General features: G+C 47.0%; 16 protein-coding genes and 3 pseudogenes. 3 read left to right on the top strand and 16 right to left on the bottom strand.

Annotated features, from left to right (window positions below; genetic code table 11):
* Positions 1-76 precede the first annotated feature (76 nt).
* The 3 genes and pseudogenes from tnpC to tnpA form a co-directional block, all read right to left on the bottom strand.
* Positions 77-1631: pseudogene (gene tnpC, locus QFZ80_RS15940) on the bottom strand (IS66 family transposase).
* Positions 1632-1701: 70 nt separating this feature from the next.
* Complete coding sequence (gene tnpB / locus QFZ80_RS15935) at positions 1702-2055, bottom strand: IS66 family insertion sequence element accessory protein TnpB (RefSeq protein WP_307559924.1); 354 nt, start codon at positions 2053-2055, stop codon at positions 1702-1704.
* Positions 2049-2393 carry an IS66 family insertion sequence element accessory protein TnpA gene (gene tnpA / locus QFZ80_RS15930; RefSeq protein WP_056634133.1) on the bottom strand — a complete coding sequence of 115 codons (345 nt, stop codon included), beginning with the start codon at positions 2391-2393 and terminating at the stop codon, positions 2049-2051. The genes tnpB and tnpA overlap by 7 nt, the downstream gene beginning before the upstream one ends.
* Positions 2394-2987: 594 nt before the next feature.
* Between tnpA and QFZ80_RS15925 the strand changes: the two genes are divergently transcribed.
* Entirely contained in the window at positions 2988-3128 is a 141-nt protein-coding gene (locus tag QFZ80_RS15925; protein WP_307564356.1) for a hypothetical protein, read from the top strand.
* An 83-nt stretch (positions 3129-3211) separates the two neighbouring features.
* Here the strand turns inward: QFZ80_RS15925 and QFZ80_RS39060 are convergent.
* The 11 genes and pseudogenes from QFZ80_RS39060 to QFZ80_RS15875 all read right to left on the bottom strand — a co-directional run.
* Positions 3212-3478, bottom strand: a pseudogene (locus tag QFZ80_RS39060) (endo-1,4-beta-xylanase); the annotation flags it as partial.
* Positions 3479-3573: 95 nt separating this feature from the next.
* Positions 3574-3777: pseudogene (locus QFZ80_RS39055) on the bottom strand (endo-1,4-beta-xylanase); the annotation flags it as partial.
* A 311-nt stretch (positions 3778-4088) separates the two neighbouring features.
* Complete coding sequence (locus tag QFZ80_RS15915) at positions 4089-5027, bottom strand: carbohydrate ABC transporter permease (protein WP_373460100.1); 939 nt, start codon at positions 5025-5027, stop codon at positions 4089-4091.
* Positions 5028-5049: 22 nt separating this feature from the next.
* Positions 5050-5964: a carbohydrate ABC transporter permease gene (locus QFZ80_RS15910; RefSeq protein WP_307559920.1), complete on the bottom strand. Its 915-nt coding sequence runs from the start codon at positions 5962-5964 to the stop codon at positions 5050-5052.
* Positions 5961-8513 (bottom strand): DUF5696 domain-containing protein, encoded by a 2553-nt coding sequence (locus tag QFZ80_RS15905; RefSeq protein ID WP_307559918.1) that lies wholly within the window; start codon positions 8511-8513, stop codon positions 5961-5963. Before QFZ80_RS15905 ends, QFZ80_RS15910 begins: the two co-directional genes overlap by 4 nt.
* 15 nt (positions 8514-8528) lie before the next feature.
* Positions 8529-9164: a YIP1 family protein gene (locus tag QFZ80_RS15900; protein WP_307559916.1), complete on the bottom strand. Its 636-nt coding sequence runs from the start codon at positions 9162-9164 to the stop codon at positions 8529-8531.
* Positions 9145-10599, bottom strand: coding sequence for a hypothetical protein (locus QFZ80_RS15895; protein ID WP_373460406.1), 1455 nt, complete (start codon positions 10597-10599; stop codon positions 9145-9147). Before QFZ80_RS15895 ends, QFZ80_RS15900 begins: the two co-directional genes overlap by 20 nt.
* A 17-nt stretch (positions 10600-10616) precedes the next feature.
* Complete coding sequence (locus QFZ80_RS15890; RefSeq protein ID WP_307559912.1) at positions 10617-11495, bottom strand: carbohydrate ABC transporter permease; 879 nt, start codon at positions 11493-11495, stop codon at positions 10617-10619.
* Positions 11492-12457, bottom strand: coding sequence for a carbohydrate ABC transporter permease (locus tag QFZ80_RS15885; protein ID WP_307559910.1), 966 nt, complete (start codon positions 12455-12457; stop codon positions 11492-11494). The genes QFZ80_RS15890 and QFZ80_RS15885 overlap by 4 nt, the downstream gene beginning before the upstream one ends.
* Before the next feature lie 17 nt (positions 12458-12474).
* A complete protein-coding gene (locus QFZ80_RS15880) occupies positions 12475-15375 on the bottom strand; it encodes an extracellular solute-binding protein (protein WP_307559908.1) in 2901 nt (966 codons plus the stop codon).
* Between the two features lie 94 nt (positions 15376-15469).
* A complete protein-coding gene (locus tag QFZ80_RS15875) occupies positions 15470-16870 on the bottom strand; it encodes an extracellular solute-binding protein (protein ID WP_307559906.1) in 1401 nt (466 codons plus the stop codon).
* A gap of 261 nt (positions 16871-17131) precedes the next feature.
* On the opposite strand from QFZ80_RS15875, the gene QFZ80_RS15870 reads away from it, so the two are divergent.
* Positions 17132-17932: a response regulator transcription factor gene (locus QFZ80_RS15870; RefSeq protein ID WP_307559904.1), complete on the top strand. Its 801-nt coding sequence runs from the start codon at positions 17132-17134 to the stop codon at positions 17930-17932.
* 183 nt (positions 17933-18115) lie between these two features.
* On the opposite strand, the gene QFZ80_RS15865 is transcribed toward QFZ80_RS15870, so the two are convergent.
* The gene (locus QFZ80_RS15865) at positions 18116-19336 is read right to left on the bottom strand and encodes an RHS repeat domain-containing protein (RefSeq protein WP_307559902.1); all 1221 of its coding nucleotides are present in this window, start codon (positions 19334-19336) and stop codon (positions 18116-18118) included.
* On the opposite strand from QFZ80_RS15865, the gene QFZ80_RS15860 reads away from it, so the two are divergent.
* Positions 19314-20003: a TIGR03943 family putative permease subunit gene (locus tag QFZ80_RS15860; protein ID WP_307559900.1), complete on the top strand. Its 690-nt coding sequence runs from the start codon at positions 19314-19316 to the stop codon at positions 20001-20003. The two genes, QFZ80_RS15865 and QFZ80_RS15860, sit on opposite strands and share 23 nt — an antisense overlap.
* Before the next feature lie 151 nt (positions 20004-20154).
* Here QFZ80_RS15860 and QFZ80_RS15855 read toward each other — a convergent pair whose 3' ends face one another.
* Positions 20155-21516: an IS1182 family transposase gene (locus QFZ80_RS15855; RefSeq protein ID WP_307559899.1), complete on the bottom strand. Its 1362-nt coding sequence runs from the start codon at positions 21514-21516 to the stop codon at positions 20155-20157.
* Positions 21517-21547: the final 31 nt, after the last annotated feature.

Raw genomic sequence — 21547 nt, 5'->3', positions numbered from 1 at the left:
AGCCGAGGCAATAGCAGATCCCGCTTTACCATTCGGATGCGCATCGAACTCGCTCGACATATATTTTTTGCGATACCTATCCCATAACGCGACAAGTAATCGGAAGCATAGATGACCATGGCAAATAAGGCTCGAGCGCCTCTGGATTTTGTGAATCCGGAAGCTGCGGAAGCTGCTCGAACAGGTACTTTAAATATTGAAATGGAAGAAGTCCGTTTTCCTTCGCCGTCTCGATGACGCTGTAGATCGCCGCACTTGCCTTCGCGCCGCGAGGCGTATTCGCAAATAACCAGTTCTTTCTCCCGATTACGAATGGCTTGATCGAGCGCTCACTGCGATTATTATCGATCTCGAGCCGACCATCCTTCAGGAAGGCAGTCAATTTCTCCCACTGATTCAGGCTGTAAGCAATCGCTTTTCCAACCAGACTCTTCGGCAGTGTTTGAGAGCGCTGTTGCTTGAGCCATACCGAATAAGCCTCCAGGATCGGAAGGCTTCGCTTCTTTCGCTCGGCATATCGTTCTTCTGGCGAAGCATCCTTCAGCTCGCGCTCAATGGCGAAGAGAGCATTGCAGTAAGCCAGTCCTTGACTAGCTACCGAATCCTTGTTACCTCTCGTCGCTGGCGGGGCTGCTTTCAACGCTTCATCGTATTTACGCCGCGCATGTGCCCAGCACCCCACAAGAGTCACACCAGCAACCTTATGATAGCCCGCATAACCATCGACATGCAGGTAACCTTTGAACCCGGATAAGAAGATTTGTGGATGCTCGCCGCCACGTGTCTTCTGGTAATCGTAGATGACCGCCGGCGCTACACCGCGTCCGGTGCGATACAGCCACAAATACGAGGACGATTGAGCAGACTTCCCAGGCTCACGCAGCACCTGTAGCGTCGTCTCATCTGCATGAAGCACATCCTGCCTTAGCAGATATGCTTTCATCACGGAGACCAATGGCATTGAGCCATTTCTGTGCACCATAGATCATCCAATTGGCCATCGTCTGACGAGATAACGTATATCCAAGACGCGCGAAATGCTGCTCTTGCCGGTATAACGGCAAGCTGTCGACGTATTTCTGGCTCATAACGTAAGCCATGCTCGACGGTGATGCCAAACTTCCCGGATAAACAGGTTTTGGCATCGCAGCTGTGACGATCGGGGTTTCAATATCTTCACGTTCACAATGACGGCAGGCATACACATTTCGCACGTGACGGATGACCTTCACTTGTGGCGGTACAACGGCAATTTCATTGCGCGTCTCTGTACTCATCTCGTGAAGGAACCCACCGCAGCACGCACATACTTGCTCGCCTTCCTCCAGTGAATAGGTGATTGTTTCTACTGGAAGCTTGGAGAGATCCTCTGTTCGCTTGCCGGATGATTTGCGCCGCTCGTAGGTAATTTGTTCAGACCGCGGCTCTTCACCAGCAGGTGCTGCAATCATTTCGGCTATGTTGAACAACGGGAGTTCTAATTGATCCGGATGCGTCTGCTCGCTGGAAGCACCGAAACGCTTCTTCTGTGCTAAGCGGAACTGCTCTTCGTACCATTTGAGCTTGGCCGATAGTTCGATGATTTGTTGTTGTAGGGATTCGATGGTTGGCGTATCTGCATGTTTTTCCATACTTTACTCATTAGATAGAAAAAACCCAATCCCTGTAAGTGCCTATGACGAAATGATTACAAAGATGTGTCTAAATGACGGTAACGGCATTAACCTTGGGATGGGCTTGCCGCTGGCTAAGTGAAAGACCATCCAGCAGCCAGCGAAGCTCCCTGCTGGAAATGGCTACTACTTCTTCCTTGCCTGCAGGCCATTGAAATCTGCCACGTTCTAGGCGGCGATAGTAAAGCCAGAACCCATTGTGATCCCAATATAGAATTTTGAGCTTGTTGCATGCCCGGTTACAGAATACGAATAAGCAGGAGGAGAACGGATTCAGACCAAAGCTTTCCTGAACGATGGCAGCAAGTCCGTCGATCGACTTGCGCAGATCGGTGGAACCACAAGCAAGAAACACACGCTGATTGCTTGGAAAGGTCAGCATGGTGAAGTAAGCGCGTGAATCACTTCGCGCAAAAGCATTGGGTCAAAGCCGGAATGAAGCTCGATACTAGCTTCACCGATATGAAGGATTAGAGAAGGAGCAGGAGAAACGCTGCCAGGTGGATCTACAGTGGTGGCAAGAGGTACAAACTGTACGGGAGAAGTCTTTGGATCTGGAGTAGCTGAGGATGATACACGCTTTATTTTGTACAGCCAATATTTCAATTGTTCGACAGAACAATGATTTGCGTAGCACCAAGCTTTCATCGTGAGGCCACTTGCCCGATAGGCTTCGATACGTGTGTGCCAATCTTGTCTGCGTTGTTCTTTGGCATTCATGAGTTACCCTCCGTATTCAGGTTAATCTCATGATCTCATAGCTAGGTTAGTAGTTGAAGGTGTGGAGAGTTTGACGCTTACGAAACAACCAATTGGTTTTGGGCAGCTGCTTCCGTTTTTGTACTTCGTTGGATTCAGGGCTTTGTCTTCTGCTACCCAAGCAACATACCCTTCAATCCGTTTCCGGTCTGCTTCTGGAAGGTCTGAAAGCTTCTTCTTCACCAATTCCCCTGTAAACGGTTCAGCAACGGTAACTTCCCCTGTCCATACGTTGAACGTTTCCCAATCCGGTCTTCCGTGTATACCAGATTCATTGCTCCACGTTCCCCTTCACGTTGGTTTGACTTACACCAAGCAATGTTGGACGGGAACAACGTTTGGGACATTTGCCGAACCTGTTTTTTATTTACTTTGGATATTGTTTAGTTGCACATAGGAATTACCCGAAATTGCACATAGGTGATATAGCGGCGGCTTACCGATATCCTGCCGCTGTACCTGTTGGAATTACGTTGGTCTATATTCCCAACAAACAACTAGCCAACTTTTGACCGTTCAGTTGGCTATATAGTGTAGGGCTAAGGGGTTGTTACTTTGAACAAAGCAACTGCAAAGTGTATGGAACTTGGTCTTCACGACATTCAGAAAGTCTTGGAAAACAAGAACTTACCGGAACAAACGAAGGTTCGACTGATTACCCTTATCGTTGAAGGTGACCCTGCCCCGAATAGATAGACACATAGAAAACCTCTATAATCGAGCATCTCTTTCACCAGTTCATACAGACGGTTCCGCTTCTTCGGGTCATCCGTTCCATAATCGTTAATATACAGCTTAATCCCGGGTCCGCCCGCCTCCCTTGCAGCACGGAAGGCTGTCGCAATATAATCGGTTCCCGTAATTTTATACCAGTTGCTGTTCCGCATGCCTTCTGGATCAGAAGGCTCAATAACTTCATTAACAACATCCCAATATTTAATATCCTCCTTGTAGCGACTAACAATGGCCCGGATATGAGCATCCAGTCGGTCCAGCAGAAGCTTCTTATTCGCTTCCCGCTTTTTGGCATCGGTCTCATCCACCATCGGTTTGCCATTCGCGTCCAGAAAGAACCAATCCGGTACTGGTTGTGCCATACAAGCGTATGGAAGCGGACAGCCATGCCATTCTCCTTGGTGAAAGCTACAATCTGATCCGCCTGATCCCAATTGAAATGTCCCTCTACCGGTTGGATAGAAGCCGGCTTCATCGCATTTTCGGCGACTAGCATATTCACTTGCTTCTTCATCAGATCTGCCGATAATCCGCTCGTCTGGTTCGGCTCCAGGGCAGCTCCAATGGAAAAATCATTCTTGAAAGTTTCCGCCAGCAACGGTAAATCCATCTGCACAGAAGGCACTACGGCTTCAGCCGGCTGCTTCGATGGCTCCGTACTGCGTTCCGGCTCTTGTGGTGCTGTTGATTCTGTTTGATGCGTTGTTTGAACAGGATCCTCTGTGGTCTGACCGGTTTCTCCGGATTTGTTCAACGCCAGCATTATTATGATTACAGCGAGGAGAGCCACTGAGAGGATAATAGTGAAAAAAACTTTCTTCCGCACTTGCAGCATAAGAAACCCGCCTTCTTGTGAAATAAGAAACACCTAGTGAGAATGCTGTGACCAGCAAGTTCTCACCAGGTGAATCGCGAGCCCAATTACCCAACAAGTCCTGTCCGCTCGATACTTTCGACGAAGTAGCGCTGCACGAACAGATACATAATGATAAGAGGCAGAATAGCAAGCAGAATCCCTGTATCCTGCACCATACTCAAGTAGAACGGATCCTTCGCAAATGCGTCATTCCCCAGGAATATAGTCAGATTGTAAGGCAAGGACGACAGCTGCGTTGACATCACATGGCTCGATGTCAGATAGGTTGTTGTAAAGAAGCTGTCATTCCACTGCCAAACGAAGGAGAAGAGCAGTACCGTTATAATGGAAGGAATCGCGTTAGGCAGCATGATCCGCAGGAACGTCTGACCAACACCTGCTCCGTCTATATAGGCGGCTTCTTCAACCTCCCTCGGAATTCCCCGGAAGAACTGCCGGAATATGAAGATATATAATCCGGCTTTCAAGGAATTTGCCGTGATGGATGTTAAGATAAACGGCCAGTAGGAATTCAACAGATTCACAGATTTCCCCGTAATAAGCGGGATCAAGCCCATCAGACTGAAGTCTTTCAGATTCAGATACATAGGAATAAGTATCGTCGTTGGCGGTACCATAATGGTCAGAATGACACCTGCAAACAGCAGATTACTGCCCTTGAACTTCAATCTTGCGAACGCATAGCCTGCCAGTGCGCAAGATATCGCGGTCAGAATCGTGGTTGTTGACGACAACGTGAATGTATTGAGCAGCGTCTTCCAGTAATCCATGATGGATATGGCGTTCTTGACGTTTTCAAACGAATAATGCTCGGGTATCCAAACGACAATGGGTGAATATAGATCCGTTTTTGCTTTTATTGCGGTAGATATTTTTTGAATAATTGGATACAGGATAACAAATGAAAGTCCGGCAATCAGTACTAGTCGAACGAACGACCAAAGCCAGCGCTTCCAGCTTTCAATCGATAACAATCGGGCCATGATCAACGAAATCACCTTCTTTCTATTCCTGGTAGAAGACCTTCCTGGAAACGATATAGGAACTGATGAGCAGGATCAGCATAATCGAAACGAAATAAAGCCAAGCCATTGCCGAGCTTAGTCCAAAGTCAAAGTTGGCAAACCCCGTCTCTTTAATCAGATCCGTCATCTCATTCCTGGAGAAGGAATCAATAATGGTATAGATCATATTAACAAGAATAAGAGGGCTGAGCATCGGGAAGGTAATCTTCCAGAACGCCTCGTAGCCTGTTGCCCCTTCCATCTTGGAAGCTTCATACAGCTGCGGGGAGATGGTCTGAATGCCTGCCAGGAAAATCAGAATTTGTACCCCGGATTGACTGACGATCTGGTAGATTCTCTCTACCGCACTGGTCAAATAATTAACGATACTCTCACTCACGCCTGCATCCAGCATGAGTCCCGCCAGCTCATAAGCGCCTAAAGCATGAATAGCACCGCCAGAGCCTTGGTTCTGATCGTTAACCGCTTGAACCAGGCTCGATGTCTCCAGCGTCATAATGACACCGGAAGCCAGGATAACGGGAAGGAAAAAGATGGAGCGCGCAATGGAGCGGCCAATAAACTTCTGATTAAGCAGAACGGCCAGGAACAAGCTGAATATAACGATTAACGGGACATTAACAACCATGTTAATGATGGACTCCGTCAGCGTACGGTTAAAGCTTGTGTTCACGGTCAGAGCATTGATATAGTTCTCAAAGCCGATGAAACTGATTTTCATGCCGGAGGAGTTTGCTTCAATCTTGCTGAGACTATATCGGAAAGAGTTAACCAGCGGAATAATAAAGAAAAAGATAAACCCGAGCAGCCAGGGCAGCACAAACAGAAATCCCAACAGCGCCTTCTGCTCTGCATAGGTTCGATGCTTCATGCCGAGCTTTGATATGAGTTTCAAGATTGGTCACCACCCGTCATGTAGCTCTCGGCTTCGATGGTCTTGCCATCTATCGTCACTTGTGAACGGTTATAGTTAACAACGACATACATGCCATTTCCATATACCGTCTTATAGACGCCTTGCTGCAGCTTCTCATGCCCGATAATCGGCTCATTCCGGACATTCTTCAGTACCTTGTTCACTTCCTGATACAAGCCGGCAGCTTTTTCAATCCACAGCTTGTAGTTCACCGCAAATAATTCGTTATGATCGGTATCCTTCACCGTATAATTTGGTTCGTAAATCCATTCGAAGTACACATTAGAGCCGAATTCCAGACACTGCAAAATATATTGTTTCTCATTCGTATAATTCGATAGATTATAAGGAGCTCCCGTATACTCGGCATACCCACGGACAACCATCTGATAGAACGGAATTTGCTCATCTTCCAGCTTGAAGCCGCTATTTCCCATAGGGGCATTTGTTATGTCGGACAAGTAGGAAAGCGCATAAGCATTACCGCCGTTACCCATCACCTGCAAATTTCCGCCCTGCAGCTTCGCCAGCGCCGCCCGGGATATCTCCTCGGACTCCGTCCTGTCGATCTGGTTGTGCTTCCGGTAATCACTGTTCAGCTGATCGGCAAGATCCCTGACCGAAATACCTTCCGTATTAAATTTGCTGATACCTTTCAAGGTTGAATCAACATAGCTCTCAACAAGCCGAGGCGAAACGATATAAGATGGCGGCTTGTTCCTATCTCGCCTATTCAATGCCAAATCAACCGGATACAACGCTGCCGGATCCCCTCTTAACGTTCTCGATGCTGATTTGGATTCATCAAAATCCGCACCGGTATTCGCGGTTAGTACCGCTACGTCCGGATAAAGCGCAACACCGTTGCCTGCTGCAAATGATGCCAAATCCTTCAGCCCTTTGCTTCCGCCAATCTTTCCGTCTACCGAAATGGATTTGGGCACTTTATGATCAAGTCCCCCGTTAAACCACCCGGCATACTTCAGCTTAATATTATGAATATCCAGCTGCTTCATCTGATTGATAATCGTCTTGGCTTCACTGAAGGTTGTCAGTGTCTCAAGCGCTCTGTACGGTATACCCATAAAATGCTTTTTATCTGAAATACTTCCGTCCAGCTGGAGATAGAACGGGATATTATCCTTATCTGCAGCTTTCTCCTGAACAGGAAGCGCCTTGTTATTAATCAGATATTCTTTATAGTAGCTGGCCATTCCCTGATAGGTGGCATCCTCCCCGTTCAGGAAGGCATACCGGACAACAAAATCAGACTTCATCGGATTTTCCTGGAACTTCGGAAGCGAACGCTGCTGGCCATTGGCATCCAGCGTTACCTGGCCTTTATTGATGACATAAAAGCTTGGATAAACATAGTTATAGCTGTTCAGCCTGCCGCTAATATCCGCATGAATCGTTGCAGCAGACTCGCCTTGCTCAATAATGCCAAGGAAAGCACTGTTCTCGCGGATGACGCCAAATACTGGAAGCCTGACTGCTTCTTCTCTTGCAGCATCTTCCGTTCTTGCCATCGTGTTGTCCTGACCATAGACAAGCTGCTGATAGGAAGGGTATCTGGTTTTCCCGCTGTTAAAGTTAATAAGTGCACCTGAACCGTCCGGAACAAGCATCGTCCCTTTCTCGTCTTTCCCGCCGGCTCCAAAGAAATTAAGGAAAGAAACACTGTTTACCGGATACTCTTCAGGGTAGTGAATATCTTCCACCGGGACGGCGGCAACCAGACTGTTGCCATCCAGGGTGTACTCGATTGTAGCTTCAAATATTCTCGGGACTGTTTTCTCCTGGGAGAAATGGAGTTCCTCCATATCCTTCTTCAGATCTTCCTCCGAATAGCCAGCAGCTTCGATCGCTTTCAGAGCTCGGTCAAGCTGAAGCCCGTTTAACGCGCTGTCATTTCGTTCATACGCCGTCTGTTCCTTATTTTCTTTATAGGCGATTTTTAACGCACGTTGTCCCGTTTTGTCCAGCTTCTTGTTTAATGCCTCAAACCGCTGGGCACTCATCATCTTGGGCATATCTTCAAGCGTCTTCTCCGCCTTGCCGAATTGATAAGTAACGCTGAGACCATTCGGAAGCTTCTCCATGTTGATCTGTTTGTTAACAGCGCTGTCCGAATAGGAATTAATCGAGTTAAGCTGTCCGAAATTATTGTAGAAGTCCAGCTTGATCTGGGATGATAATAAGTCCTTATTCACGCCGGCAGCAAGGGTATCCCCGCTGCTGCCTGGCGGGTTGCTGCGCCAAACATCTCCGCTTTGCTTATTAAGAACTGCGATAGCGCCGGTCTGATCATCTGCGAATAACCGAAGTTGATTATTCTCGGCCACCCCTTTCATGTCGACAAAGCGGGGATCAGTGAAGGACGCGCTCAAAGCCTTTCCCTGCTTAAATGTCATTGCGGCTTGATCCGCTTCTCCCGCCTGTTTACCCGGTGTGGAATCCGAGCATCCGGTAAGCATGATCCCAACCAGACAGCATGCGGTCAGCAGGGCCATTCTGGCCTTATTCATCTTCTTGCCTCCTCCCTAACTCCTGAGTACGATTTCTTGGTGAATAACTTGCACGAAAGCAATCATCTGCTGAATCAAACTAAAGAATAATAAGCATAAGAAAGCCATAAACGCCATAGCTACAATGGTGAGAATAATAGTTCCGATTGTCTTCGACGGTGAATATTGCTGCACCGTCATATTGCCGACAAACAGGAGATAGGCACACCAGAGCAAGGACAAACTATTGAAAAAATGATAGAAAGACGCTTCTTCCAGCGAAATGAGGTTACTCAGCCCGATCCAAGGCAGCTGAATGACCAGGAGAGGTACCAAGGCAAAGCAAGTCGAGGTAAATATCTCGACAAATTTCCCTTCCCCGTCCATTAAGGTTGTCAGCGACCAATTCGCTACACACCAGAACAGGACAGGCACCACGACATATAACGTCTCCATCAGACTGTTCATACTGTCTGGATATACAATGTTGACAAGAAATCCGCTGTACTGTGTCTGCATAATCTTCATGACAATCAGCAGGATCAAGATGACAAAGGAGATAATCAGATTCAGCTTCCGGCTGCGTTCATATTTTAATTCCCAGAAGCCATTAAAGGGATGCAGTATCAAATATAATGGATATTTGTACGGCTCACTGTTCCATGAAGGCAATCTTCTTCCCCCCTTTCCGTTTCCGGTACTTGCTGATCCCAAACCAACTAACAATGAATAGAAGAACGCCTGTCATAATCCAGCGGAAATACTCGCGAAGCACTTCTTTACGGTAAAGCAGGAAGGCCTTGGAATATCCCTTCTGATTCATACTCTCCTTGAAATATTTCATGGCTTCGTGATAATCGCCTTGGCGCAGCAGCGCTTTCCCAATCCCCGCATACGCGAATTCCAGATTGGCGTTCATGCTGATTGTCTGCTGATATAAGCTATAGGCTTTATCTTCATCACCGTTATAGTAGCTTGTGACAGCCTCATTCAGCGTGCGGCCGTATTCGGTTGTCTGGAATACGGTAATCTCGCCAAGCGCCTTATCAAGTACGAGGAATTCATCGCCAAGCCGCTCAATGGCAACCGGCGTATTGAATTGACCCATTTGATTGCCCATCCCGCCGAACACATACAGCAAATGGCCATCTCCATCGTAAGTGAAAACTCTGCCGCGCTTGCCATCCAGAATGGAGAAAATCTCGCTGTCGCCAACGTCAATATCAATTAACCGGGAGGGTCCGTCAGCATTCATATAGCGGATGTCGCCCTCCGGAGCAAAGTAACCATCTCTGCGCAATATATCATTGCCCTGGGCATTCAGTTTTTTGACATTCTCGCTGTCCTGGCCGTTTGTTGCATAAATAAAGCCTTCCTGATTAATGTCCAGATTGGTAAATTCAGTTGGCGTAAACATGACCATCTGGCTTCTCTGCGCTTTGGTCGACAGCATCTTCCATAAATAATCCGTCGGATTAAAGGAAACCCGGTTCGCGCCAACAAATGAGGTAAACGTACCGTCCGGACTAAATTCCATAAATCCGTCGTACACGCCGGCGGACATGACATAAATCCGCTGCGCCTTATCAACAGCAACCCGGACCGGCTGAAAATCAAATTTCCCGGACAGCATATCGGATTTTGGAGCTTCGATAATCTTCACCAGATGGTTGCTTTGATCAAGCTGAACAATCCGTTTATTGCCTGTGTCCGCTACTACAAGCTGTTTATTGTCGGTTACGAATAACCCTTGAGGGTTATTGAAGGTCTCCTCTTTGCCGTCATGGACAAACGAGCTGATCGTCTGTACTAGCTGAAACTTGTCATCCAGCACGACAACCCGGTTATTGCCTGAATCGAGCACATAGATTTGTTGATCATCTGTCACATGGAAATCGCTCGGCTCTTTAAAAGCTCCTGCCCCTATGCTTTCGCCGTTCCACAAGACATTAGCCTGGTATGCTGCAGGAGCTGCGGTTGTTAACTCCCAATAAGAATAGTTATAGGATTCTGCGCCATCTGCTGCCTGAACCATTGTTCCTCCTGCGCTTGTGCCAACTAAGCAGCATAGGGCAATGAGGAGGTATATTTTTTTTTGTACCCACATCATGCTTCGGCTCCCTTCTACTCTTTCATCCCGGACGTTGCCATCGTCTGGATGACACTGCTCTGGGATATGATGAAGAGCGTGATTGGAACGACCATCAGGATGAGCGCAACGGCAGCCCCAACGCCAGCCCTGGCAATTCCCCCAAGCGATATTTGCCCCAATGCGTAATGCAGCGTCTTCAGATTTTCGCTGTAGATAAAGTTGCCTCCGTCAGAGCCCCACAGCATAGGGAATTGCAGAATCATAAGGGTCAGCCAGGCAGGCTTTACATTGGGCATTACAATCTGCCAATAGATCCGATACTCGCTTGCTCCATCAATCTTGGCAGCTTCCACTAGTGCATCCGGGATCTGTTCCATGAACTGCTTCATTAGGAATAGACCCAGCGGGAAAGCAAGCGATGGAATAATAATCGATAAATGCGTATTAATCCATCCCAGCCAAGACATCATCATATAGTTCGGGATGGCAGTAACCGTGCCAGAGAACATCAGTGACAAGACTACGGTGGAGAAAATGATTTGAGAGCCCGGAAACTTATGCTTGGCAAGCGGATAGGCAGCTGCTGACGCAAGAAGAATATGCCCAAACGTTCCTACAAGCGTAATAACAAGCGTATTCGCAATATAGCGGGACAGCGGAACCCAGGAATTGCCCATTAAAGCAAATAAGTCAAAGAAATTATCCAGCGTCGGATTATTTACCATTATCCTAGGCGGGAAAATAAACAGCTCATCAAGCGGTTTGAAGGCATTGTTCACTGCGTACACAAGCGGAATGGCCATAAAAAGGCCGAACACGGCAAGGAGCAGGAAGAGTAAAAAACTGACGGTAAAGGAGCGGTTAAGTTTTTTCTGAATACGGAAAACCGCCGTCCAACTGTTCAAAATCACTCACCGACCTTTCTAAGCAATTTCTGGGTCAGCTTGTTGGCACCCACCATAATCAGGAATAGAACCGTTGCAATGGCTGAGGCATAACCCATCTCAAAGCGGATCGTGCCATAATCCATCAGATGCGTGACAATCGTGTGCGCCGCGTAGTTTACACTTGGGAAGCCCGCCAAGGCAATTGAAACATCCGCAACGGCGAACGAAGCCGTAATTTGCAGGACAGCGCCGAATAACAGCTGCGGCCTCATCGATGGAAGCGTAATGAACCATAGCTCCTGCCAACGGTTCCGGATTCCGTCAACTGCGCCTGCTTCTACAAGCGTTTTATCAATCGTCTGAAGCCCTGCGATAAAAGCAAGGAAGCTGGTACCGAGGCTCAGCCACAACTGAACGATAATGACGATAGTCAGAATATACTTCTCGTTCGAAAGCCATTGGATCGGCTCCAGAACAAAGCCGATTTTGATCAGGAAACCGTTCAAGTAACCGTAACGGTCTCCCGAAAATACGATCAGCCATATAAAATACACATTTCCTGATATCGATGGCGCATAAAAAATCAAAGTCATAATCGCCCGGATCTTCGGAGACAGCTCATTAATAATCCAGGCAAACAGGAAGCAGGCGAGATAGCTGATTGGTCCTGTAATGACAGCGAACATGAACGTATTCCGCAGGGCAATCATAAAGACATCATCATTCAGAAACAGCCTGGAATAATTGTCCCATCCTACGAACCTTGGAAATTCGAGCATATTGAAATAGAAAAAGCTGAGACAGATCGAGAATACAACCGGAATAATGGTAAACAGGATAAAAATAATCATGTACGGGCTCATCAGGATATAATAGTGCTTGTTTCTCTTGATCTCTTGGATCGTTTGCGCCAATCTTGATACCTTGACAGGCTGCCTAATGAGATCAGGCACAGGCACGGTTACGGTTTGACTCGTTTCAGGCATCGGATTTCACCCCCAAGCTAGTTCGATAAATTAAATTCTTTTCGCTTAATTGCGATTTCATCATTGATATACAAGAGATAATCTGATAAGGCTTCGCGAGGATTCTCATTGCCGTTGACTACTTTTCGGAAGGCGTTGTCCAGATGGCGTCCTGTGAAATACCCGCCCGGAACCTGAGGAATTCCTTCCACCCATTGCCACTGGCTTTGAAGATTTTGATAATCCTTCACCGGCCATGGTAATTCTTCAAGCGCTTCAATATTAGCGGTCGGATAACGAGCGGCTTCTCCGAGCAGCCCTTCCATCTCACGGCCATAAGCAATTTGTGCCTCCTTGCTGGTCCACCATTTCATGAACTCCCATGCTGCAGCTTTATCCTTGGCATTCTGGAGCATCATCACCGAGGTTGTATGGCTGGCTACTTCATGATTGACAGTACCGTCTGGCATTTCTGTTCCTGGCACCATCGTAAAGTCCCATAGTCCTTTAATCTCTGGTGCCATCACCGTTAAATTGTTGTAAGTCGTATAATCTGCGATCCCGATTGGCATCTCACCGGTACGGAACCTGTTCGGGAAATCCGCCTTCAGCGGGAATTTATAGTTGGTATAGAACTGCGTCCATTTCTTAAAGACTTCCATGGAGATATCCGAATCTAATGCGCTCTTCTTATCGTCATCTGAATAAAACTTTCCACTGTTCTGATAAAGCAGCATAGAGAAGGTTGCATTCGGGATAAGATTTGCGTTGTTTGTTACATCGTCGTTTGGCAGGAAGAACTCCATATTATGCTTCTGGAGTACCGAGATCATGTTGTACACGTCCTGCCAGGTTTGTGGCGGTGTTAATCCGATTTCGGCTAGAACGTCTTTCCGGTAGAACAGCATCGGGAAGGTCTGCTGCTCCGGCAAGGCGTATATTCCATTGCTGTATTCATAAGGAACCAATGCGCTTTCGTTAAATCTGGAGGCAACTTCCTTGAAGTCAGGGAATACAGACAAATCCGCCGCAGCTTTCCTCATCGCATAGTTGACAGGTACATCTTCACCAATCTGCATGGCAACATCAGGTCCCTCATCAGCAAGCGTTGCAGGAAGCAGAATATTCCCTGGTACAAGTCTTAGCTTCACGGAAATATTCGACTCCGGTGTAAAACTCTCATCGATCAAGCTCTTTAATACTTGTGCCTGATCCCGGCCGGTCGTAATCCATACGGTAATGGACTTGTCGCTTTGCTTCGTATTGCCGATGCTGTCATAGTCCTCCGTATATGAAGCAGCTAGCCCTCCCAGCTCATGCTTAACCTTTTGGAAAAAGGTCGCCCCTGCCCGCGGAAGCTTCGCACCGGGTGAAGATACAATTAAATAGTCCAGCGTCAGCGGCTGTACGCGTACGTTCAGAATCCATGTACCAAGTCCGCCTACATTGGTCTTGAAGGAGGTCAACCGTTTAGCAACCGTCTCAGGTTTGGCAGCCATCTCTTCAAGTTGATTCACCAACATATGGAGAACCGCTACTTTATCACTTTGCTCACCTGTCGTTTGTTTGAGATAATCGGCAACACCTTTTATCGTGGCTGCCTGTGTTTTGAACACTTCCATCATCTCCGGAACCCGCTTCTCTAACTGGTAATCACGGTACGGATCAGGCGAATTGGAGGTAATGATCAGAATCTTTCTGTATATCTCATTAAGCTGCAGGACGCTTGATTCAATCGTCTGTAGCAGCGGAGCGATCTCGCCCAGGGATACGGACAAACGAAGCACATGCTTGCCTTTGGTCAAATGGAACAAATAGGGCTCATCGCCGCCCATGACGTCCATCTTCCAGTCCATATCGAAATTAAACGGAATCTGCTTCATTTCTTTAAACGGATATTCGCCGTCAATCATCAGACTGCGTGTGCTGTATACACCGCGAAGCTGATCCTGTTTTCTCTTTAATGCGATCTGATATAATCCTTCCTGTTGTACATCCACTTCCCACTCGAGCCACTGCCCCGGCAGCTTCCAGTTCACGCCGCCAATTGCGTTAATCCTGATCTTGGACACATCATACGGGATTACGGCAGGGCTTGACTTGTCAGACAATGGATATAGTGTGGGAGATGATTTAAGCACCGCGTCCTCCGCCTGAATCATCATATATTGATCCTTGGCAGGCTTTAATCCTTCAACTTCATAATCCTTCTTCAAGTCCTCATAGGATTTGACCGTCTGATCCTGATACAGCTCGATATAGTCGATGGCCATCGGCTCTCGGGAAGCCGTCAGCGTAAGCTTCTGTATACCCTTGTCGAAATGGAACAAATAAGGTTCTTCATAATACTCTTCACTATCCATGAATGGCTTGAGCTGCCAAGCCGGCTTCTCAATCTGTCTTGGACGAAGATCATTTCCCCGGTCATCTCTTTGGATCTCGGCATCACGGTTGCCCCATAACCGGTCAAACAACAGATTTTCAGCTCCTGTAAACGGCTGCTCATCATTAATAGTGAGCGTACGTTCAATGGCTGAGCTTTTCCCCTCAATCGGGTAGTAATGAATCCGAAGATTATAGAGTCCGGCTTGCTCAACAGGAACGTTCCAGCTGATTGAGCCGGCATCCGGCGTAATAATTGCTTTTCCGTCCAGTCCTTCCGGATGATCGGCCACCTCAAATCCTTCTCCATCGCTATGAGCGAAGCTTTCGCCTTCTATACGAATGACTTGAGAGGGTCTGTCATCAGCTGAATAACTTTTCAAATACTCGTTATAGCCGCCATTGTCATCTGAATCTGTAATCGCCTGAAATCCGCCCATCGCCTGCGCGTGTCCGTTATGCAGCTGACCCGAAGGGTAGAAAGTCCAAATGGACAAAAAAAATACGAGTAGAACCAGTATGGCAATTCCGTAGCGCTTTCTTCTTTTGTTGCTCAACTCTTCTCCCCTCCTGCGGCAAGAGATTTCACTTCAGCGGGCAGTCCCCATTGCAATATTCCAAATGGGGACTGCCCGGCATCAACTTCAATTGTTACTTTTTGTAAACTTCGTCAATAGCAGCTTGAGCCTTCGCTTTATAGGTATCGACCACCGTAGATACCGACTTGCCTGAGGTCAGATCGCCGATTATTTCGTAGTAAGGGAATTTCGGGAAAGTACCGCTGTCAAGCACCAGCATGCCTGCGTCTGCATCACGGGCGTTTTGGATATCGTTCTCATCCGTGAAGTTGCTCTCAAGCGATGCTTGATCCGCATAGTCGTAGATCGAATCGATATCATTGATTTTTTCCCAGATGTATATCAGTTGATCAGGATTCTCGACACTCTTCGGAATGGTCAGAGCCTGGAATGCCGCTTCACTGGAATGGTAAGCCGTTGCGCTTGGACCTTTCGGGAATGGCACAAAGCCGATATCGTAGTCCTTCATATCCTTTTTCAAACCGCCAATTTCCCACATGGCACCTGCATACATAAGCGTATTGCCTTGACGGAAGAATTGTCCTTGTTCTGTCCAGTCTCCGCCTTCTGTTGGGCGGGCGGCTTTCTCTGTTGCCAGTTTGGAGAGGAAATTAAATACCTCAACGGTTTTTGGATCGTCCAGATTTTGCTTATCTCCATTGGTCAGGCTCGTTTCATTGGAGACAAGTGCATTATCCATAAATCCGGCTGATGCAAGTCCCCATGTATCCAGCTTTCCGTCATTATTCGTATCTTTGTTCGCGTCTTTAGCAACTTGAGTGAATGTATCCCAGTTCCAGTTGTTCTCCTTCACATAGTCTTGAGGAGACTTAATACCAAGCTTGTTAAGAAGAGTACGGTTATAGAAAATACCGGTAATCAAGTTACCTTGACCCTCAGTAAAGGCGTAACCGCGGCCCTTATATGACATGTATTCGGTAACCTTGGGATTAAATACTTTCGTGTTTTTCGTGTATTCATCAACCGGCCATAACAGGTCTTGCTGCACGAGGGTAGGAATGGTGTAGTTTTTGCCCAATCTCACAATATCGCCAAGCGGTTCGCCTGCAAGCAGGGATGCGACAACTTTTTGCTGGTATTCGCCGTAGTCAACCGCTACGAATTCCATCTTGAAGTTATGCTTCTTCTCAAGCGCCTCCAGGTTCTTCTTGCGCTGGATATTGTCAGGATTGTCTTCTCCAATTGTCATATCCCACCAGGATACAACCTTGATCGTTCTGCCGCCCATGTCGAAGTCCATTTCTGGCGAAGAGGTATCCTCTTTGGTAGTGCCGGTATTATTCGGCGCCGCAGCGTTATTGGGGGCTGCTGCTTTATTGTTTGCAGTCGCATCCGGATTGCTGCCATTGACGTTCCCTTTCCCATTGCCGTTGTTGCCGCCACTTTCACATGCTGTTAATGAAGCAGCTAACATCAAAGTCGAAAGCATCATAACCGTCTTTCTTACTCTCACATTGGTCCCCCCTAAATTGGTTTACAGGAAAAGTGTAGCGCTTACATTTCTGACCAACAACCTGCCTGTAAATAGGACAATGACCTGTCAATTTATAGGTTTCGCGGAATAACGCGGATTGTCAGGCAGCTATTAAGCCAAGAGGTAAACAAATGGATGATGGATAAAGAAATGCACATTGTCACCTGTCCACAGAATGAACAATAATTAAAACTATAACTCATCAGTGTGACGATTCCTATCGAAAGGGAGGTTCATCCTTTGTACAAGGCGTTGCTAGTTCAACCTGACCATTATTCCGCAGCAGAAACCAGACTTATGTTTCATTGGGAGCAGCATGGCTTCATGCTTCAAGCCGATGCGGATTCTCTCGTTGACGCTCAAGCCAATATCCGTACACAGCCAGTCGACCTTATTCTTATCGATCTTAAACATTCGCAGGCCAGCGGGATGCTGCTCTGTGAACGGATCCGCGAGCATAGCCGGGTTCCTATTATTCTTCTTGGAGGCAGGCATGATTTCCAACTGCTGCGGGAAGCGATGGCCTTTCAGGTAAGCGATTACATTGCGGATCCGGTACAGCCGGAGGATCTGGCTTCCAGCCTTCGCAAGGTCAAGAAAGAGCTCGACGTTCAATCTGTTCACTCCCATCGGCTAATCTTAAATCATGAGAATAAAAAAAGTCAGAAACCGTCCAACATTGATCTTGTCAAGCAATATGTACAGGAGCAATTGAATCAGAACATTACCTTAAAAAAAATCTCAAGCCTGCTGCATTTCAACTGTGCCTATCTTGGCCAGAAATTCAAAGACCAAGAGAATATGTCGTTTAACGAATATCTTCTTCAGCAGCGAATGGAGAAGGCTAAAATTTTGCTCGAAAGAACAGATATGCGGATCTATGAGATTGCAAATGAGGTAGGTTATACGGAAATTGACTGGTTCTATAAGAAGTTCAAGGAATACACCGGCGCGAGCGCTAATGAGTACCGCAAGCAAAGCTCGGTTAATGCGCAATACGAAATGTCATTTTGGAAAGCGCTTGCAGTCGCAAAAAAATAAACCGGCTAAAGCTTTGGACTTATTCATAAGTCCCTAACTTTAGCCGGTTTCCTCCGCTTGAGCATATGTCAAAGCGTTAATATGGCTTCCTTATTTGACCATACTGTGAGCATCTCAACCGTCTGCCAACAGAGATACGACTACTCTTCCGTTACCCGACCCTGCCGCATTATTATGCGAACTCTATCTCCCAGCCAGCTTCAGAAGTCCAAAGCCCGAAGTGTTCGTGTAGGACAGACCGGAACGGTCATTCCATATCGCCACACGACGGCCCATAACGTCATAGCCGTATGCGGTCACGCGGACGGATCCGGTTGTGCGGTCGGTCTCCTGACTTTGCTGAAGCCGGCCGTGCTTATCGTACGCGTAGTCCGTAACGAGGCCTGACGGATCAGTCGTTTGCAGCAAATCACCCTCTGGCGAGTATTTGGAAACCGTAGTTGCCCAAGCCCCATCGTTCAGCTCGCGCTTCTCCTGCCATACGTTACCCCATGCATCGACGCTGTAGGCAATCGTTTGCGTGCGTCCGGTACGATCAACTTGCTCGACGCGCTGCTTTGTTCGTCCGTAAGCGTCGGTAACGTAGCTGATTTGCTGACCCTCTTCGTTAATTGTCAGCTTCGTATGCCCGAATGCATCATAGGTCACACTCGTCGTTCCGTTCGCTTCATTCACGGAACGTACGACATTCCCTCCCGTGTCATAAGTAGTTTGGCTCGACACAACCACACGGTTTCCGTTAAGTCCGATCGTTGGCGTCAATGTCTTTACCGTTCGACCCGAGTAGCTGTATGTTACCGTTTGCCCGTTACCGTCTGTCTCGGACACGACCCGACCAAGCTTATCGTACAAATAGGATTGGGAGCTAATCACTTGGTTGCCCGGATAAAGCGGATCGGCAGCACCCGAAGCAAGCGGGGTACCGTTCCAGCTTGGAACCAACCCGCCTTGCGACTGCTTCACGACTTGGCCATTGCCGTCGTAAACGTTACGCATCCAAGCCCCATTAGGGCTTTTCTCTTCCACGAGCCGTCCGACAGAGTCGTATCTGCGCTCCGTCACGGCAGTTTGCGCTTGCTCCGCGAGTCCGCTTAAGTTAATGGGAAGACCAGCGGGCACGTGCGCGCGAATCGTTGCTTCCTCCCGGATGACCCGGTCCCATGCGTCATAGGAATATACCGTGCGGCCGCCGTCAGCCGCTGTAACGGCCGATTGCCGGCCAGCCGCGTCGTATTCGAAGGTCGTTGTGGTGGGGTCGGGCAAAAAACGAGTGCGGATGTACGGATTGCAATCCCGTATCGACGTCCCGTGCGGCCAACGGTGTGTTTTACTCTTTGTTCGCGATTCTCTGCTGCTGGGATTACTTCTGCCCGATGTGGCCATGAAAAGCAATTTGGCTGCCAAGAAGGGAGTCAGCCTTACGGGGAACGTCAATCAAAAGGCAACTGCCCTGACAGCATCCAATAAAACGGATTCCGTCTCTGTATCGATTGATACCGTGACACCAGGTTCTCCGACACCTGCTCCATCTGTCATTGCTTCAACTGAGCAAACTGCGCCTTCTTTGAAAGCTGCTGATTCGAACAAATTGCCAACCTCAACCGTCTCAGACCCGCTGGATACGTTGTTTCCGCATGATGAATACTCGGAGGATCTCGCGAAACTGGGTAAAAAACTGTATAAGAAAGATTTCATTTCTATCGGGGAAAAAGGATTCATGGAAATCATCTCGTCCATGGACTTTTACATGGAGAATTTCATGGGGAAAAAGGTGGATATCAGCGGCTTTGTCTATAGGGAGAATGATATGAAGGAAGACCAATTTGTCGTATCCCGATTTGCCGTTCAGTGCTGTTCCGCTGATGCAGCCCCCTACGGTTTGATGGTCGAATCTGCAGCAGGAAAAGAGCTTAAGAAAGATACCTGGGTAAAAATCACCGGAATACTTGAAAAGACGAACTATAACGGAAATGAAATCATGAAAATCCATGCTAGCAAAATTGAGAAAATTCCAGCACCTAACTCTCCCTATACTTATCCGGACTTTGACTATTTCGAAAAAAGTTCCTGAAAATAAAAAAAATTGCTCGGCGAAAATGGAAAAGCCCGCTAAAATGGGACTGTTGACAAAGTGAGGCTAGGGAATTATTTCCCTAGCCTCACTGCTATTTCCGTATTTTATTTTGAATTAATGCGACTTTCGGTGTGTGTATCCTTCGCTTTTATACCACCTTTACTATACGTTTTATGTTTAATGCCAATGCGGAAAGAAGGAAATGCTCGGTGGCGTTCCGAATGCCCTTCTTGTATGTATAGGCTAGGTTATGGCATCTTTTCATCGTTCCAAAACTGCCCTCGCACCACACACGCCTTGCTTTCTGAATCGTACGGTATTCGGCTGTCTTTTTACGCGCTACATTTCGTTCTTTTGCTTCTTGAAATAACGGACGCCGAATTGTTTTATTGGCCCCTGTTTTACCAAAGCAGCTTGAACGCAACGGACATTGCTTACAATCCTTACTTTGTGAAGCATATATCTTACTGTAAGTTTGCTTTTCCGTATGCCAGCTTATGTATGAAAATCGAAGGGATTTTCCTTCAGGACAGTTATATGTGTTACTGATTTTGTCGTAAACAAAACCGAGTTTTTGTAAATGATTTTCATCAGAATCAATAGTCGTTATATATCCTTCGATTTCAAGCTTCTCAAGCGCATGATGAACAGGAGAACGATCATAGCCTTTATCTGCACCAACCTTTTGAATTGGTAAATTAAACTTTCTTTTTTGTTCTTTTAACCGAGCGGCAAATGGTTCGTGATCATTCATATTTGCTGGAGTAACATGGATATCTGTTATGATTCCATGTTTCGTGTCAAAAGTCGTATGTGCCAAATAGTGAAACCCTTTCGGTTTATTAGACCTGCTTAATAATCCTGCTTCAGGATCGATTTTACTCTGTATGATTTCTTTTTCAGAACGTTCCTCTTTTGGCTTTCTCCCGCGCTTCTTCTTATTCGGATCATCATCCAATTCGTTTTCGATCCGGCGAGCTTCTTGTTCTAACTCCTTGAAATATTCCGAAGGTTTCCTTTCCACTACGACTTTCTCTGCTTTGCTGTTGGAGGCATTGGCCTTTAAATGAGTAGAGTCTACAACGACAATTTCACCCGTCACGATACCTTTCGTGATACACTCCGAAACAATGTGATCGAAGATTTCCTGGAATATCTGACTATCCCTAAACCTCCTGCGACGGTTATGACTTAACGTAGAATGGTCCGGTACTGCCTCAGTCAGGTCCAGACCAAGAAACCAGCGATAGGCAAGATTTACAACGATATCTTGTTCTAATTTTCTCTCCGAAGGAATTCCAAACAAGTATCCAATAAGCAGCATCTTCATCAAAAGAACAGGATCAATGGATTTACGTCCAATAGGTGAGTAGAGGTGTTGTACTTTTTTGTAAATGAATGAAAAGTCGATTTTATTTTTGATCTCTCGAAGCAAGTGATCTTTAGGCACAAGATCATCCAGACTTATATACATCAATTGATTTTGTTTGTCCTTATCTACACCCATCATAGCTTAACCCTCCAAATGAAAGACCGTATAG

The sequence above is a fragment of the Paenibacillus sp. V4I7 genome (assembly GCF_030817275.1).
In the GTDB taxonomy this organism is placed as follows: domain Bacteria; phylum Bacillota; class Bacilli; order Paenibacillales; family NBRC-103111; genus Paenibacillus_E.
This window is presented reverse-complemented; position numbering and strand designations above follow the sequence as displayed.